Here is a 16,432-nt window from a genome sequence, read left to right as displayed (position 1 = left end):
ACATATGGCGCGAGCTCAAAACCAGATTATGTTAATAAAGCTCAAAATATATGCAAATATGAAAGGTTTGAAATCCCGATCTTCATCGACATGTCCGTGAATCCGACTGGAGCGGGCGACGGGAATCGGACCCGCCTCTGAAGCTTGGGAAGCTTCCATTCTACCAATGAACTACGCCCGCAAATCCGGCTACCGGGGTCAGACCTCGGCCAACCGCATGCGAGTCACCATGGTAGCAGGTCTCGGCGATGTGCGCGAATCACCAACTCCGGGCACGGTTGCGAGACAGGTCTTCAATCCACTTTCAGACGGTGCCGTCAGGCTCGATCAGGTCGGCAACCACTGTGGAGCAGGCCCCAAGCAAGGCGGCATCCTCACCCAGGGCCGAGCGGTCAACTACAAGGGGCCGCCGGAAATCAGTGGCCAGGGCATCGTTCATGGTCTTCTCCATGGCGCTCAGAAAGATGCGGTTGACCACCCTGGAGTCGCCCAGAACAGCCACGCGAGGAATGTCCATAAGACCGGCAGGCATGGTCAGAACACGGCCCAGCAGTTCACCGGCCCGGCGCAGAATGCTGGCCAGATTGTCAGGATCCCTGTCCATTGCAGCAGTCAGCTTGGGAACACTGATCAGCGATTCCAAGCAGCCGCGCTTACCGCAACGGCAGTGAGGACCGGTGGGGTCCACCACCACATGGCCGATCTCGCCGGCCGCACGGTTGCAACCGGTCACCAGCTCGCCGGAGACCAGCAACCCTGCCCCAACCCCGTCACCCAGGTGGACCAGCAGCAGGTCGGACTGACCTGAGCCAAACTGCTGCTCGGCCAGAACCTCATTGTTGGCATCGTTGTTGACCGTAACCTCCAGGCCTGTCTTCTCATGAAGATAGCCGCGCAGATCGGTCTGAACCCAACCCAGGTTGGTGGCATCATCGACCACGCCTTCAGCACTGACAATGCCGGGACTGGATACGCCGATGCCCATTATGGGATGGGTTGCACGTTGCATCAATGAATCGGTAAGCTCTCCCACCAAGTCCAGGGGAACCTTGCCGTCAGCAGTCAACGGAATCTCCTCACGTGCCACCACCTGCCCGGTCAGATTGAGCACCGCCCCCCTGAAGACGTAAGGAGTGGAAAGGTCCAGGGCCAGGATGCTGCGCCCGTCAGGATTGATGCGCAGCAGCCGTCCCCTCTTGCCCGGCCCGGTGGATTTGCTATAACCCACCTCCATGAGCAGATGCTCGCCCAGCAGCTCGGCCACGATGTCCGATATGGCGACCCTGGTCAACCCTGAAGCGCGGGCCAGATCAGCCCTGGTCATACTGACATCGGGGTAGAGCAGCCTGAGCAGGATGGCTCGGTTGTGATGCCGCACCGACTTGGGCAGCGCCTTGGACAGGTTGGCGGTATTGCTGGTCATAATTCGCCTGACGATAGATAATGCGGGAACGGGGACCCGCCATGGGGATTGGGCCTTGAACCCCGTGACCATGCCCATCCATGCTTGCTCCTTATATTGTAAACTTCCTTGCCCTGGCAGGCCCAGATCTCGTCATAGCAGTATCAAAACGGTTCGTTTTCAAGACTGCGCAATAGCATCGTAGACAAGACCACGGGGGCTGCCAGTAAAAAGTTCAGTTTCCTAACAATTACGTGTTAGGCTGTGAACAGATACCAGAAACAGCTGCATCCCCTCGCTGAGCAAAGGAGCGATCGCCATGACCACGACATCGAACCATTCGGGAGACTCACCGTCCGCTATCAATCCCCGATACCTGCTGGGCAACGAGGCCAACCGCATCTTCATGGCCTCGCAGACCTACGGTTTCCTGGACTTTGGGCGCGGGTTCCCCACTGAGCAGGGCGGCGCCGGCTGGCTCAATGACGACGGCAGCATTGACCCCGACCAGGGCATCCAGACCTGGATCACCTGCAGGATGACCCACGTCTACGCCATCGGCAGCCTCCTGGGCTACCCGGGAGCGGCGGAACTGGTTCACCGCGGTGTTCAGGCCCTTCAGGGCAACCTGCACGACGACGAACATGGCGGCTGGTACCCCTCGGTCTCCTGGCAGGGCCAGCCCGAGAGCGGCAAGTCCTGCTACACCCATGCCTTCGTAGTCCTGGCTGCCTCCTCGGCCATGCTGGCTGGCGACCCCGACGGGCAGGCCCTGCTGGATCAGGCACTGGAGATCTTCAACCGCTACTTCTGGGATGACGAGAAAGGCCTGGCCGTCGACACCTGGGACAGCGGCTTCACTCGGCTGGACCCCTACCGGGGGCTCAACGCCAACATGCACAGCACCGAGGCCTTCCTGGCCGTGGCCGACGCCACCGGCAAGGAGGAGTACCGCGAGCGCGCCGGACGCATCATCGACCAGGTCATCAGCTGGGCCGAGAACAACCAGTGGCGCATTCCCGAGCATTTCAACAGCGACTGGCAGGCCGACCTGGACTACAACCAGGACAACAAGGCCGACCAGTTCAAGCCTTACGGAGCCACACCGGGCCACGGGATCGAATGGGCCAGGCTGATCACCCAGTACGCACTGAGCAAGTTCGATCAGGAGGCCGACCGCCGCCGCTACATCGAAGCTGCCGAGCACCTGTTCGCCAGGGCTGTTGAGGATGGCTGGGCCGCCGATGGAGCCGAGGGTCTGGTCTACACCACGGACTGGCAGGGCCGCCCGGTGGTCCACGACCGCATGCACTGGACCCTGGCCGAGGCCCTGAACACCTCGTCCACCCTCTACGCAGCCACCGGCAAGGCCACCTACGCCAACTGGTACGCTACCTTCTGCAGCTACGTAGACCACTATCTGATCGACCACCAGGGCGGGTCCTGGTGGCATCAGCTGGATGCCGACAACCATGTCATCGGCACGGTATGGCCCGGCAAATCCGACCTCTATCACGCCTTCCAGTCCACCCTGATTCCCTACAACGATCCGGCAGTCTCCATCGCTACGGCCATCAAGCAGGCCTGCGGACAGGGACGGGTGAACCAGGGCCAGGCCCGCTGAAACCCCATGGCAACATCGACCCCGCATCCCAGAGCGGACGCAGATAGCGTCCAGGCCGGCCCGATCAGCCTGGGAATTGACATCGGAGGCACCAAGATCGAGGGCGTGGTCATGGATGGTGACGAACACCTACTGGCCTGCCATCGAATCCCCACACGCGAGGGCAACCAAGCGGTTCATGACGACACAGTGACACTCATCCGCCACCTGCTGGATCAGGTGGGCCCGAACCAGGGTCCGGTCACCGTAGGCATGGGCATCCCGGGGCGCGTGGATGCCAATCGGGGAATGGTGGATGACGCGGTCAACCTGGGTATCCGCCACATGGCTCTGGGCCCTGCCGTCGCCAAGACTACCGGTCTGCCCGTCCGCGTCGAGAACGATGTCAACATCGCTGCTCTGGGAGCTGCCTCGCAGGCTGGCAACACCCTGATGGCCCCTGGAACTTCACCCCACGCCCAAGCTGCTCGGGACCAGGCCCGACGACCCGGGTCAGAGCCTGGGCGTGACGAACCCAGGGCCCTGCCCGACCAGAATGACCACGTGGTGGCCTTCATCAACCTAGGCACCGGTCTGGCAGCAGGCATCATCCGCGGGGGCAGGATCGAACACGGAGCCAGCGGGGCAATCGGCGAAATTGGCCACATCTCGGTGGATGCCCACCAGTTCCCCTGCAAGTGCGGTCAGTGCGGCTGTCTGGAGACCGTGGCCTCAGGTTCGGCCGTGGAAGCCCTCTGGCCGGGAATCGCCCACCCCCTGCCTGACCTGATCGCCCAGGCAAGCCAGGGGAATCAGCGTGCCCAGGAAGTCGAAGACATTATCGGCCATGGCATTGCCCTTGCCGTACAGATCGTGGCCCTGACCATCGATCCCGCAGTCATCATCCTGGGCGGCGGCATGAGCAGAACCGGCCAACCCCTGCTGGATATGGTCACCGAGCATCTGAATAGGAGCGCGGCCTGCAGCCACTTCATCGCCTCGCTGAGTCTGCCCGACCGGCTGCGTCTGGCCCCGGCCGACCTGCCCATCGCAGCCATCGGCGCCGCCCTGGCAGGGCGCATGGCCGCTGATAGTCGCCCATCTGACCTTATTGGAAAGGAAATCGCACCATGACCGAAATTATCATCGTCAAGTCCCAGGAGGAAGCCGGCGAAATCTACGCCCGCTGCACGGCCGACCTGATCCGGCGCAAGCCTGACTGCGTGCTGGGTCTGGCCACGGGGTCCAGTCCCCTGGCGGCATACCAGGCGCTGGCCGATCTGGTCCACAAGGAGGGAATCGACGTCTCACAGGTACGCGGCTTCGCCCTGGACGAGTATGCAGGCCTGGACCCAGCCCACCCACAGTCCTACCGGTCCACCATCGACCGGACCGTAGTCGAACCCCTGGGACTAGACCCCGCCAAGGTGAGGGTGCCCAATGGGAACCTGGACACTATCAAGGACGCTGGCCGGGTATACGACCAGGCCATCGAGGATGCCGGCGGCGTCGACCTGCAGATCCTGGGCATCGGCACCGACGGGCACATCGGCTTCAACGAACCCGGATCCTCCCTGGCCTCGGGCACCCGCATCAAGACCCTGACCGAACAGACCCGGATCGACAACGCCCGCTTCTTCGACAACGACATAGACCAGGTGCCCACCCACTGCATCACCCAGGGGATCGGGACCATCCTCAAGGCTCGCCAGCTGGTCCTCCTGGCCTTCGGCGCCGGCAAGGCGGAAGCCGTGGCGGAGAGCGTGGAGGGTGGCATATCATCCTTCTGCCCAGCTTCCGCTCTCCAGATGCATCCACATGCCACCGTGATCGTGGACGAGGCCGCCGCCTCCCGCCTGCGCAACCGCGACTACTACAAGTGGGCATATGCCAACAAGCCTGACTGGCAGTCCATCTAGAAGGCAAACCAAACATGTCCAAGGAAGCATACGAGTCGGCGGGGCTCGCGGTCGAGTCATCCCTGAATGGACCGGCCCATCCCCTTGTCCTGACCGGCGCAAGACTGATAGACGCTCGAGGAATCAGGGAAGATAGCTGGATTTTGGCCCTGGAGGGCAGGATTGAACAGGTCGGACAAGGCAGAGAGAGCCTGGAATCCGCCCTGAGGGCCGCTGGCCTGCCCAGCCTGTCCCCCTCCGTCCAAGCTGGATCAGATACCCATGACGTGAATGCTGACGGTGTGGAGTTCATCGATGCGACCGGCTTCATCCTCACCCCTGGGTTCATCGACATCCACTCCCACGGCGGCTGGGTTCACTCTTTCGATGACGGCGACGAGGCCATTCGCACAGCCAGGGCCTGCCATATGGTCCATGGAACCACCAGGCAGGTGCTCAGCCTGATCACCAACCCAGTCGACACGATGTGCACCAATCTGCGCTCGGTCAGGCGGGTCATGAACTCCAGGCCCGACGTACTGGGCGCCCACTTGGAGGGGCCCTTCATCGCCCTCTCCCGGAAGGGAGCGCACGATCCCAAGTGCCTGCGCGACCCTGAACCCGCGGTTCTCGACAGTCTCCTGGAGGCCGCCGACGGTTGCATACGCCAAGTGACGCTGGCCCCCGAGCGCGATCACGGCTACGAGGCCATATCCCGCCTGGCCGGATCCGGCGTGGTGCCTGCGGTCGGCCATTGTGATGCCGACTACGACCAGACCCGGCGTGCCTTCGATGCCGGTGCCCGCATACTCACACATGTTTTCAACGCCATGAACGGCATCCACCACCGTCAGCCAGGGCCCATTCCGGCCGCCGTGGAGGACCCTCGGGTCACGGCCGAGCTGATCAACGACGGTTTCCATGTGCAGGACCCCTGCGTCGATCTGGCCTTCAGGCTCTTCCCCCATCGGATAGCCCTGGTCACCGATGCCATGGAGGCTACCGGCTGCGAGGACGGCGCCTACAAGCTGGGTTCCCTGGCTGTAACCGTGAAGGGCGGCCACGCCCGCCTGACCTCCAACGGAGCCATCGCTGGTTCAACCCTGACCCTGGATGTGGCAGTCGGCCGAGCCGTCCAGGCCATCGGCCTCCCAGCCCCACAAGCCGTGGAAGCCGCCACTCTGACACCTGCCCGGGCCCTGGGACTTGACCGCCCCAACCCGATCACCGATGCTCCGCTGGGTCTTCTGGCACCCGGCTATGCTGCCGACCTTCTCCTCCTGAACCCGACCGACTGGTCCGTTAAAACCGTGGTCTGCAACGGGCGCAAAATTCAGATCTAAAGCACGGATAGCCAAGGGCAGCGGAGAGGAACCACCGCTATATTGGCAGGCGGCCGCCTCAGACCGCTGTTCTCTCAGTACCCTACCTGGGCTCCATGCCCGGAATTCACCTGGGTCTGCCCCATCTCCTGGCTCATCTGCATCAGGCGGGCTATGCGCTCATTGGTGGGCGGATGGGTGGAGAAGAGCCTGCTGAATCCTCGAACAGAGAAGGGATTCTCGATCATCATGGCGGCGGCGCTCTGGGTGCCGGCGGTCTGCGGCATAGGCGCGGCCTGAGACCCATAGGATATTTTGTTCAGCGCCGATGCCAGAGCCGCCGGGTCCCCAGTCAGCCGACTGCCGTCCTCGTCGGCGTCATACTCACGGGTGCGCGAAATGGCCATCTGGATCAAGGAGGCGCCCAGAGGGGCCAGAATCGAGCTGATTAGCACGCCCAGGAGGCCGAAGACACCGGAATCGTTATCCCTGTCCCGGCTGTCGCCGCCGAAATACATGAGAGAGTAACCCAGATAGGTGATGACCGTGGCCATGGCCGAAGCCACGGCAGAGGTCAGAATGTCATGGTTGTAGACATGCATGAGCTCGTGGCCCAGCACTCCGCGGATCTCACGCTCGTTGAGAATGCGCAGGATTCCCTGGGTGCAGCAGACGGCAGCATGGCGCTCGTTACGGCCTGTGGCGAAAGCGTTGGGCGAGTCGGTGGGGGCAATGTAGATGCGGGGCATGGGCTTGCCGGCCCTCCCCGACAGCTCTCGGACGATCCGGTAAAGGTCGGGCGCCTCCTGCTCGCTGACCGGCCGGGCATGCATGGAGGCGATCGCCACCTTGTCGGAGAACCAGTAGGACCCGAAAGTGGTGGCCAGGCCTATGAGGATATAGATGCCCAACGTCCCCTGGCGACCGCCAGTCAGCCACCAGATGAGCATAATAACGGCCCACATAAGGGCGAACAAAAGCGTCGTTTTAAGGCCGTTGAAATGTCCGTGAACCTTCAGCTTGCCATTCATGGGTTCCATGGTAGACAATGCCGCTGAATTTTTGCTGAACGACCGCTGAAAAGATGAAACTGTCGATGTCCCCTCTTCATCTCAGAACAATACGATTGGATCTCCGCTCTTCTTGTCACGAGACTTAGGAACATACCGGGCTTTCTTCAACCTCCCGTTTTCATCAAAGAACCGACGCAGGCTCATGGTCTGCACCCCAAAATGGTCTGCGATGTTAGGGATCTTGGGCTCTTTCTTCATGTGCTGCCCCTGTTGCAGCGGGACCCGGGCCTCATCCGTCACGATGACTGCCCCCTCGACCTTGGCCACGGCGATCAGCCAGGGATCCGCCTTGCTCTCTGGCTCCCAACATTGACGTGACTCTTCTGCGTAATGCCCGCAGGTGACCAGATAATCCTGGATTTGCGCATAGACCTGCGCATACCTGTCATCCTTATGACTTATTTGGCGGCCTTTGAACACTGCACGCACCCAAAGATCCAGCATATCGGGATCAGCGGCTTGCTCGTTGACCAGCTCGTCGTAGACAACATCCACCATGGCAATCGCCTTGTCCTCAGCCAGCTTTTCCATCCATCGCCAGAAGGGGTGAAACTCCTTGTAGTTGAAAGGATGGTTGAGCCGGTAGGAGGCGATGAAGATGTTGGAATCAGGCAGGTAGAGGGTAGCGGTCATATCAGCTTCTTTTCACGAATCAATCCCTGATAAGACTGCGGGGAGCGCACCCCCACCAGGTCGAAGCCCTCAGTTGGAGCCAGTCTGCCCCCGTCCATGGCGGCATTGACCAAGCGGACGAAACCGGTATCGACCCTGGAGGCATTGGTCCTGTTGCCATTACCATGGGACTCCCGTTCCTGACGATGAGCAGTCTTGTCCTGAAGATGCCGATCCATTCGTGCCCGCAGCTCCGCAAGCGTATCCTCGCCAGTCAAGCCGAACTGACGGGCTTGTATTCCCATGACCAAGGCACTCAGATGGAAGTCGTCAGCTATCGACTCCGCGGCATCGGCCGGCTCCTTGCCCCCGTCCAACTTCTCCTGCCAGAGCTGCCGAAAGCGCTCATCGCCAATCACGGCCTTTACCACCGCCCGGTTTATCGCGCGCTCCGTGGCCTTGCGATCCCCTTGGCCGCCAATGCCGTCGAAGAGCTCCTGAGTGCCCAGCAGTACGTGTCCCACCTCGTGAATCAAGGTGAAGATCATGCCGTCAAAGGAATCGTTTCTGTTGATGAACACCAGCGGGGCCATGTCGTCGATCAGCACGAATCCCCGGAACTCCTGGAGATCCAGTTTTCGAGAACTCACGGAGCCCACCTGGGAGTTGAGCATGATCATGATGCCCGCATCAGATGCCCGTTCCTTGAGCTGACGGAAACGGTCGCTGGAATTGCCGCCCTCCCAGGCAGAGCGCCCATCCAACCCAAGGGTGGAGCGAAGCGCATCAGCCAGGGCATCGTCCTGCTCGGAATCTCGCACCGAACCTACCAGCGGGTTGGCATCCAAGCCAGACTCAAGCAATTCATCCCTGGCCCACTCCTGCCTAAATCGCATTTGGTCGATGGTGTCCTGCAGATTTTTGCTGGGCTGAACAGACGTGTTGCCTACAGTCCGGTAACGGACCAGGGGCTCAAGGCGACGCTGGGGCACAACTGACCGGACCAAGGCACCGAAAGGCACATGCAGGGCCCTGCTGAGCTGCTCTACCTTGTTGAAGGATACGGACACGGGTTCCTTGGATTCCAGCCAATCCGGCAACTGGCCAAGCCCTCGGCGCTGAGACAGGGCCACTGGATCGGCATCACCCTCCTCAACGGCCCACTGGAGAGTGGCCGGATAGAGAGTCAGGTTAGCCATGTCACGCTCCTTCGATTCCGTGATGGGCTCTAATGACAATGATAGCTACGCAAGGCCCATCCGTCTGCAGTAAGCACCCAGTATTGAATGCTAAGAAAATAGGACCCGGGTGAGGATTCGTGAACCTCATCCAGGTCCTGCCACTGCCGACACAGGCCTAAGAGCGATCGCCTATTCGCCGTGGGCGAGCTGGCGGAGCTGGTCGGGGTCGATGACCTTGATATGCTCGCGGCCGACCTTAGCGCCCTCGGCCCGCTCATAGGCATCCACCCGCTTCCAACCGGCGAAGTCGATAGGCTGGATGCCCTTGTCCGCCAGGAAACGATCAATTGAATCATCGTCCCGGTCCTGGGCAAAGCGGCCACGAGTCGGGCTGGCCGCCAGGTCATCCAGCATGTTGCCGATGGTCTCCAGGGCATCGGATTTGGTGGACCCGATCAGGCCCACAGGCCCCCTCTTGGCCCAGCCCGTGGCGTAGAGACGGTCGATGGGTCGGCCGTCCTGCCCCTCGGGAGCAGTGGTCACACGACCTTGGACGTTGGAGAGGGTGTAGCCGGAGAAATCGTAGGGAATGCCGGGAACCTCGGCAGGCTTGTAGCCGATGGCGTGGTAGACGGCCTGTACCGGATACTCCTCGTACCGGCTGGTCTCCTCCATGGCGCCCTCGGGCGTGACCTTGGTCTTCTCCACGCGAATGCCGGTCACCCTGCCGTCCTGGCCGATGATTGCGGCAGGCATCCGGTAGAAGTGCATATAGAAACGGCGGTCGGCGGGATTGCCCTCGAAGTCGACGCCGCCGTCCTCAGCCATGTCCTCGGCCATTTCCCTGATGGTGAAGAGCTCCTCCAGCATCTGGCGGGTCAGCTTGTCGGCACCGGCCCGGTCGATGGTCTCCTGATCCAGGTCGAAGTCCTCCTCGTTGATGATGATCTGCACTCCGGGCAGCTTCTCCAGCTCGCGCAGCTCCTGGACCGAGAACTTGGCCTGGGCCGGGCCGCGGCGGATGAACATGTGCAGTTCGCGGGCCTGGTTGCCCTGAATCCCCTGGTAGACATTGCCGGGGATGTCGGTGCCCAGCAGGTCGTCAGCCCGCCGCATCAGGATTCTGGAGACATCCATGGCCACGTTCCCGCCTCCGATGACGGCCACCTGCTTGGCATCCAGGGGCCAGTCCTGGTCAGCGTCGGGATAGCCGTCATACCATTCGACGAAGTGGGCGGCCCCGTGAACGCCATCAAGCTCGTGCCCGGCGATCTCCAAGGGACGGTCGTCCACCGCACCGGTGGCGAAGAGGACCACATCGTAGCGTTCAAGCAGATCATCCAGGTTGACGTCCCTGCCGAACTCCACATCCGCATAGAGGTGGATCTCGGGATTGTCCAGGGTCTTCTCCAAGGCGCCGGCGATGTACTTGATGCTGGGATGGTCCGGGGCCACGCCGTAACGGACCAGACCGAAGGGGACGGGCAGCTTCTCGAACAAATCAATCCGGGCCCGGTCGCCCAGTCCAAGGTCGGCGCCTTTCTCCCGAAGCTGCCGCAGCAGAATGTCAGAGGCGTAGACCCCTGCTGGCCCCGCGCCTATGACGGCCACGCGCAGGGGGGAGCCGGCTTCCTCGCCGCGGGCCGGTGCGGGCATGGTGGAATCGTTGACAGTAATATCGCTCATGCTTGTCAGCCTAACGCAAAGCGTCGGTCGGGAACAGAGCTAGTCGGGCTCCATCCCCGGGACTTTCACCAAGCGTCGCGAAATGGCCTCAGTCCCGGTCTATCAGCGCAGTCAGGGCCCAGAGGATGGAAACCACGTCGATGGCCTCCTGGGTAAAGGCGCCGACAACCACCGGGATCAGGTCGAAGGCGGCACAGAGCATGCCCACCGTGGCCAGTGTCAGTCCCAACATGACCGCCTGGAGCATGACCCGCTTGGTCCTGCGGGCGATGGTGATCGATCTTGGTAGACAGGCGATGTCGTCATTCATGATTACGGCCTGAGCGGACTCAGAGGCAGCCGTGGTAGTGCCGTCAGTGATGGCCATACCCACGTCGGCGGCAGCCAGGACCGGAGCATCGTTAACCCCGTCCCCCACCATCACGGTGATTGATTTGGTCACTGACTCCCCCAGGAATTTGGACAGCCAGATGTCCCAGAGGGGCTGTCGGTTGGGCTCCTCCTTGGAGGCCTTGGCGATCAGATCGGCCTTGTCCTCAGGGAATAGGCCGGCATGCAGGTCGGTGATGCCCACCTGGTCGGCGATGATCCGGGCCGAGGCCTCCTTGTCACCGGTAACCATGGAGAGACGGGTGATCCCCAGCTCCCGAAGCTGGGCGATGGTCTGGGCGGCATCCGACCTGGGCACATCCTTCATGACGATTCTGGCAGCCAGGACCCCGTCAATAGAGACGTAGGAGGCCATCTCGTCAGGCGCCAGGGGGCCAAAGGAATCACTTGAATTCCCGTCGGCCACGAACTGGGCCCTGCCCACCTTGACCTGATGGCCGTCGACCATACCCTGGACCCCGTTGCCGGAGTCCTCCTGAACCTCCTGCGCATGCAGATGGATCTCGTCATTGCTCTGCGCCCGCAACCGCTCCTGGGCGGCAGCCCCGGCCTCAGCGATCCCGTTGGCCAGGATGTGGACCGAGTAGGCCTCCACAGCGCCCGCCATAGCCAGAATCCGGTCTGTATCGACCTTCTGCTCCCTACCCTCGGGCAGGTCGATCTTGGCCACTTGGGGACGTTTGACGGTCAGCGTGCCGGTTTTATCGAAGAAGATGTGCGAGACCCGGCCCAGATTCTCGATCACGTCCTGGGTTTTGATCAGCAGACCCGCCTTGGCCAGCCTCCCGGTCCCGGCCATGTAGGCCACAGGGGCGGCGATCAGCAGAGGGCAGGGGGTTGCCAGAACCAGAACCTGGGCGAAACGGGTCGGCACACCGGAGATGATCCAGGCCACGCAGGCGATGATGAAGGCCACCACGGTGAAGGGAACCGCCATCAGGTCGGCTGTTCTGACGACTGCAGCCCGCGAGTTCTGGGCGGAACGCACCAGGTTGAGGATGCGCTGATACTGGGAATCACGGGCCAGCTGCCGGGCCCGCATCAGGAAGGTGCCCGAGCCATTGACCGCCCCGGACATGACCTGGGCATCCTGGTAGAGCCTGCGGGGCATGGGCTCACCGTTGATGGTGGACATATCCAGGGTGGCGGTGCGGCTTATCAGCTCGCCATCGACGGGCACGGTCTCACCGGGCTTGACCACCAGGAGATCGCCCAGGCGGACCTGATCGACCGCCACCGTGCTCCAGTCGCTCTCCTTGGGAAGGCCATGCTCCCCCTCCGGCAGGTCTACCTGGACTACATGGGCCACCTGAGGAGCGGCCTGAACCAGTACCGTCAGGTTGTTCTGTGCCCTGTTCCCTGCATACTGCTCGATGGCATCGCCGGAGTAGAGCATGAGGACCACGGCCCAGCTGGCCCAATACTGCTTGACAGCCAGGGTGGAGAGAATGGCGACCACAGCCAGGATATCCACGCCCACGTGGCCCTGGCGAACGTCATCGATCATCCCCTTGAGGGTGTCCACCAGCGAAACGGCCACCAGGACGGCGACCAACCATTGGGCAGCCTGGCGATAGGGGTGCCAGAGCAGGCCCATGACCAGCCCGCATATCAGAACCACCCAAAGCATGGGTACTTTCTTGGCGAAACCCAGGATTTTCGACATGACCACTTCCCCGCTCCGGACTTGTCAGCCTGACAGCCGTAGCCGGATCACGGCTCTCTTCTGCACCTGACATATCAAGCCTATACCGCGCCAGGCCCAGCGGCGGACGGCGGATATGACAAGGGGCCGCGCCCGTCATCTGACGGATGCGGCCCCTAGGGGTCAGCCCCGGATCACTGCCCGAAGAAGAAGCGGAAGGGATCCATGGAATCGTCGTCGCCCGAACCGCCTTGGTCAGAGTCGCCGTCCTGACCGCTGCCGTCCGAGTTCCTCTTGTTGGTCCTGGGCTTGCCCTGAACGGTCTGCTCCTCGCGGTCCAGAGTGGCGTTCACTTCGGAGGTCTTGCCGTCCCTGACCACGGTGATCTTGACCGAGTCACCGAAGGCGGCAGCCCGGACGAAGCCCAGCAGGGAGTAGTTGTTGTTGACTGCATGACCATTGAAGGCCACGATGGTGTCGCCAGTCTTGATGCCCGCCTTGTCGGCCGGGGAGCCGGAGACCACCTTGGTGACCTTGGCCCCGCCTCGGGTGACCCCATCGGCCTGTGCTGTGCTGCTCTGGATGGTGACACCCAGGGAGACATGCTTGGCCTTGCCGTCCTTGATGATCTCATCGGCGATCCGCTTGACCAGGTTGGACGGGATGGCGAACCCGATGCCGATGGATCCCGCCTCGGACTTGGAGGAGGCCATGGAGGCGATGGAGGAGTTGATCCCGATGACCTCGCCGGCCGCGTTGAAGGTGGGGCCGCCCGAGTTGCCGGGGTTGATGGCCGCATCCAGCTGGACCGCGTTGGTTACGATCGGGTTGTTGTTGCTCTCGTCCATGACCGAGACCGGGCGGTTCAGAGCCGAGACGATGCCGGTGGTGGCCGTGTTCTCATAGCCCAAGGGATTGCCGATGGCCATGACATTCTCGCCCACAGCCAGCTTTTCGGAGTCGGCGAACTTCACAGGCTTCAGGTCGGAGGGCGCCTGATCCAGGCTGAGGATGGCCAGATCGGCCGTGGTGTCGGTGCCGACCACCTTGGCCGTGTACATCTGCCCGTTGGAGAGGGTGACGTGAATCTCCTGAGCGCCATCGACCACGTGGTTGTTGGTGACCACATGGCCCTGGGTGTCGAAGACCGCGCCCGATCCGGCCCCCACCCCGCTCTTGGTCTGCACCTGGATAGAGACCACGGACTCGGAAACCTGCTTGCTGATGGCCTGCCAGTCGGGAGCCTGGCCGCCCTGGACCTTGGCTGTGCCCTGGCCCGAGGAATTGGAGGAGACCCCGTTCAGCGAGGAGGACGAGGGCAGGGTGATCCATCCGTTGGACAGTGCCGCCCAGCCCAAGCCCAGCATGAGGGCTGCGGCCACTAGGGCGGCCACCACAGCGGTGAAGACGTACTTGCCCGTGCCGCTCATGCTGCTGCCGGCGTTATTGCCAGGACCGGACCGGCCGTTGTTGGGGCCGCCGGATCCGAAAGGCACGAAGGGACCCTGGCCGGAGGGCTGGCCACCCTGGGGGCTCTGGCCGGCATTCGGACGGGGCTGGCCATTCTGCCCGAACTGGCCTGGCTGTCCGTATTGTCCGAAGAAGCCCTGCTGAGGACTGGAGCCATACCCCTGGCTGGGCTGCTGCTGACCCTGATCGCTGGCGGGCGGGCGCGAGCCTGCAGGTGCGTAGGCACCATACTCGGGCGCAGGCCGGTAGTAAGACTGCTGCTGCGTCTGCGCATCCTGCCCTGTGGCCGAGTCGCTGGAAGCGGAGGTTGAAGCCCCGGTGCCACTGCCGTCATCCGACGCGGTTTCCGCAGTCGTGGACCGTGCATTGCCACCAGGCATGGCAATAGGGGTCGTGGGCCTCTGATCCCAGGCCTGAGTCTGCTGGTCCCCTGCTTCTGGCCCGGGAACCTGAGCAGAATCGGTCTGATCCGCGGAGGATCCCGTCTCCTGCTCTTGATTGGCGGCCCCGCGCTCGATGTGGCTTGGCTGCCAGGACTGATCGTCATCGCCGCCCCTCCAAGGGTCGGCCTTGTGCTCTTCAGCCATTTCTGCTCCTTCGGATCGATGCCGCTGCCTGCTATTCGGTCACGCTTGTCAATCTACCCCGTCGCCCGCGCTTTTTGCTGTTTCCGGCTGACAGGCGAAGCGGGTCCTCGCATGCATTGCTTCCAAGTCTAGGGCCGAAATGCTGAATGTTGTCTGGACATTGCATGAAAGTCATATCGACTGTACGCAGGGCAGCAACGGGACGGTTGGATGTCTTGGATACAGTGGAGCCATGAGCCTGATCACCAACCCGCTGGGAGCCACGCCGGGCCGACCCGGCGACCGCACCGCATTCTCATTCGAGACCCTGAACCGTCTGCCTGACAGCCCCGAAGGCCTGGGACGCAATGGCCGCCGCTACGGCCGCACCGGCATCATCCACACTCCTCACGGAGACATCCACACCCCCGCATTCATCCCCGTGGCCACCCAGGCGGCCATGAAGGCCGTCCTGCCCGAGCAGATGCGGCAGCTGGGCGCCCAGGTCCTGCTGGCCAACGCCTTCCACCTGTTCGAGCGCCCCGGCTCTGACATTCTGGACCAAGCTGGAGGCCTGGCCCGGTTCATGAACTGGGACGGCCCCACCTACACCGACTCGGGCGGCTTCCAGGTGCTCTCGCTGGGGGCGGGATTCAAGAAGACCCTGGCCATGGACGTGACCGGCATGAAGTCGGACCAGGTGATCGCCGAAGGCAAGGAACGCCTGGCCTTCGTGGATGAGGACGGGGTCACCTTCAAGTCCCCGCTCAACGGCGACCGGCACCGCTTCTCGGCCGAGATCTCCATGGGCATCCAGCATCGCATCGGAGCCGACATCATGTTCTCCTTCGACGAGCTGACGACCCTGATGAACACCCGCACCTACCAGGAACAGTCAGTGGAGCGCACCTTCCGTTGGGCCAAACGCTGCGTGGACGAGCACCACAGGCTGACCCAAGCGCGGACCGGCAAGCCCTACCAGGCCCTGTTCGGCGTGGTGCAGGGGGCCAATTATGAGGATCTGCGCCGACGCGCCGCCCGCCAGATCGCCTCCCTGGACTTCGACGGCGTGGGCATCGGGGGCGCCATAGAGAAAAGGCTGCTGGGGCAGACCTGCGCCTGGATCTGCGACGAAATGCCCGAATCCCGGCCCAGGCACGTCCTGGGCATCGCCGCTGTGGACGACATCTTTGCAGGCGTGGAGAACGGCGGAGACACCTTCGACTGCGTATCCCCGGCCCGCTGTGGACGCAACGGGGCCGTCTTCACCCGTGACGGCCGCTGGAACATCAAGCGTGCCCAGTTCAAGACCGATTTCAGACCCATCGAAGAGGACTGCGACTGCTATACCTGCACCCACTACTCCCGGGCCTACATCGACCATCTGCTCCGCGCCCACGAGCTCAACGGCTACACGCTGGCCACCATCCACAACGAGCGCTTCTTCGTAAGGCTGCTGGACGAGATCCGCCAGTCCATCGATGGCGGCTACTTCGACGACTACAAGAAGGAGACGCTGGCCAGGTTCTACGCCCACGGATCCAAGGGCTGAGCCAACACGCCATTATTGCGCCGCGCAGACAA

Annotated in this window: 12 protein-coding genes and 1 tRNA gene; 5 read left to right on the top strand and 8 right to left on the bottom strand. The window is 62.5% G+C overall.

The genetic code is table 11. The annotated features are described in order from the left end of the window. Positions 1-107: 107 nt before the first annotated feature. Positions 108-181, bottom strand: a tRNA-Gly gene (locus CI601_RS00450). 123 nt (positions 182-304) lie between these two features. Then, positions 305-1,423, bottom strand: coding sequence for an ROK family transcriptional regulator (locus CI601_RS00445; RefSeq protein ID WP_183129689.1), 1,119 nt, complete (start codon positions 1,421-1,423; stop codon positions 305-307). Between the two features lie 298 nt (positions 1,424-1,721). Here CI601_RS00445 and CI601_RS00440 point away from each other — a divergent pair, with 298 nt between their 5' ends. Genes CI601_RS00440 through nagA form a run of 4 tightly spaced genes read left to right on the top strand, consistent with a single transcriptional unit; the run spans position 1,722 to position 6,246 of the window. Further along, positions 1,722-3,026, top strand: a complete 1,305-nt coding sequence (locus CI601_RS00440; RefSeq protein WP_121913910.1) for an AGE family epimerase/isomerase — start codon at positions 1,722-1,724, stop codon at positions 3,024-3,026. Positions 3,027-3,032: 6 nt separating this feature from the next. Next, a complete protein-coding gene (locus CI601_RS00435) occupies positions 3,033-4,139 on the top strand; it encodes an ROK family protein (protein WP_121913909.1) in 1,107 nt (368 codons plus the stop codon). Then, positions 4,136-4,924 carry a glucosamine-6-phosphate deaminase gene (gene nagB, locus CI601_RS00430; protein ID WP_121913908.1) on the top strand — a complete coding sequence of 263 codons (789 nt, stop codon included), beginning with the start codon at positions 4,136-4,138 and terminating at the stop codon, positions 4,922-4,924. Before CI601_RS00435 ends, nagB begins: the two co-directional genes overlap by 4 nt. A gap of 14 nt (positions 4,925-4,938) precedes the next feature. Next, positions 4,939-6,246 carry an N-acetylglucosamine-6-phosphate deacetylase gene (gene nagA, locus CI601_RS00425; protein ID WP_121913907.1) on the top strand — a complete coding sequence of 436 codons (1,308 nt, stop codon included), beginning with the start codon at positions 4,939-4,941 and terminating at the stop codon, positions 6,244-6,246. Between the two features lie 74 nt (positions 6,247-6,320). Here the strand turns inward: nagA and htpX are convergent, their stop codons facing one another. The 6 genes from htpX to CI601_RS00395 form a co-directional block, all read right to left on the bottom strand. Further along, entirely contained in the window at positions 6,321-7,256 is a 936-nt protein-coding gene (gene htpX / locus CI601_RS00420) for a zinc metalloprotease HtpX (RefSeq protein WP_121913906.1), read from the bottom strand. 81 nt (positions 7,257-7,337) lie between these two features. Beyond that, positions 7,338-7,931 carry a DUF4411 family protein gene (locus tag CI601_RS00415; protein WP_121913905.1) on the bottom strand — a complete coding sequence of 198 codons (594 nt, stop codon included), beginning with the start codon at positions 7,929-7,931 and terminating at the stop codon, positions 7,338-7,340. Continuing rightward, positions 7,928-9,109, bottom strand: coding sequence for an ImmA/IrrE family metallo-endopeptidase (locus CI601_RS00410; RefSeq protein WP_121913904.1), 1,182 nt, complete (start codon positions 9,107-9,109; stop codon positions 7,928-7,930). The genes CI601_RS00415 and CI601_RS00410 overlap by 4 nt, the downstream gene beginning before the upstream one ends. A gap of 171 nt (positions 9,110-9,280) precedes the next feature. Then, positions 9,281-10,747: an FAD-dependent oxidoreductase gene (locus CI601_RS00405; RefSeq protein ID WP_121913925.1), complete on the bottom strand. Its 1,467-nt coding sequence runs from the start codon at positions 10,745-10,747 to the stop codon at positions 9,281-9,283. 118 nt (positions 10,748-10,865) lie between these two features. Next, positions 10,866-12,833 carry a heavy metal translocating P-type ATPase gene (locus CI601_RS00400; RefSeq protein WP_121913903.1) on the bottom strand — a complete coding sequence of 656 codons (1,968 nt, stop codon included), beginning with the start codon at positions 12,831-12,833 and terminating at the stop codon, positions 10,866-10,868. A 173-nt stretch (positions 12,834-13,006) separates the two neighbouring features. Beyond that, on the bottom strand, positions 13,007-14,869 hold the full coding sequence (locus tag CI601_RS00395; RefSeq protein ID WP_121913902.1) for a trypsin-like peptidase domain-containing protein: 1,863 nt from the start codon (positions 14,867-14,869) through the stop codon (positions 13,007-13,009). Positions 14,870-15,101: 232 nt separating this feature from the next. On the opposite strand from CI601_RS00395, the gene tgt reads away from it, so the two are divergent. Continuing rightward, positions 15,102-16,400 carry a tRNA guanosine(34) transglycosylase Tgt gene (tgt, locus tag CI601_RS00390; RefSeq protein WP_121913901.1) on the top strand — a complete coding sequence of 433 codons (1,299 nt, stop codon included), beginning with the start codon at positions 15,102-15,104 and terminating at the stop codon, positions 16,398-16,400. Positions 16,401-16,432 lie beyond the last annotated feature (32 nt).

It is taken from the genome of Bifidobacterium sp. wkB344, from assembly GCF_003688305.1.
Taxonomy (GTDB): domain Bacteria; phylum Actinomycetota; class Actinomycetes; order Actinomycetales; family Bifidobacteriaceae; genus Bombiscardovia; species Bombiscardovia mizhiensis.
Note: the sequence above shows the minus strand (reverse complement) of the source record. Positions and strands in the feature narration are given on the sequence as shown.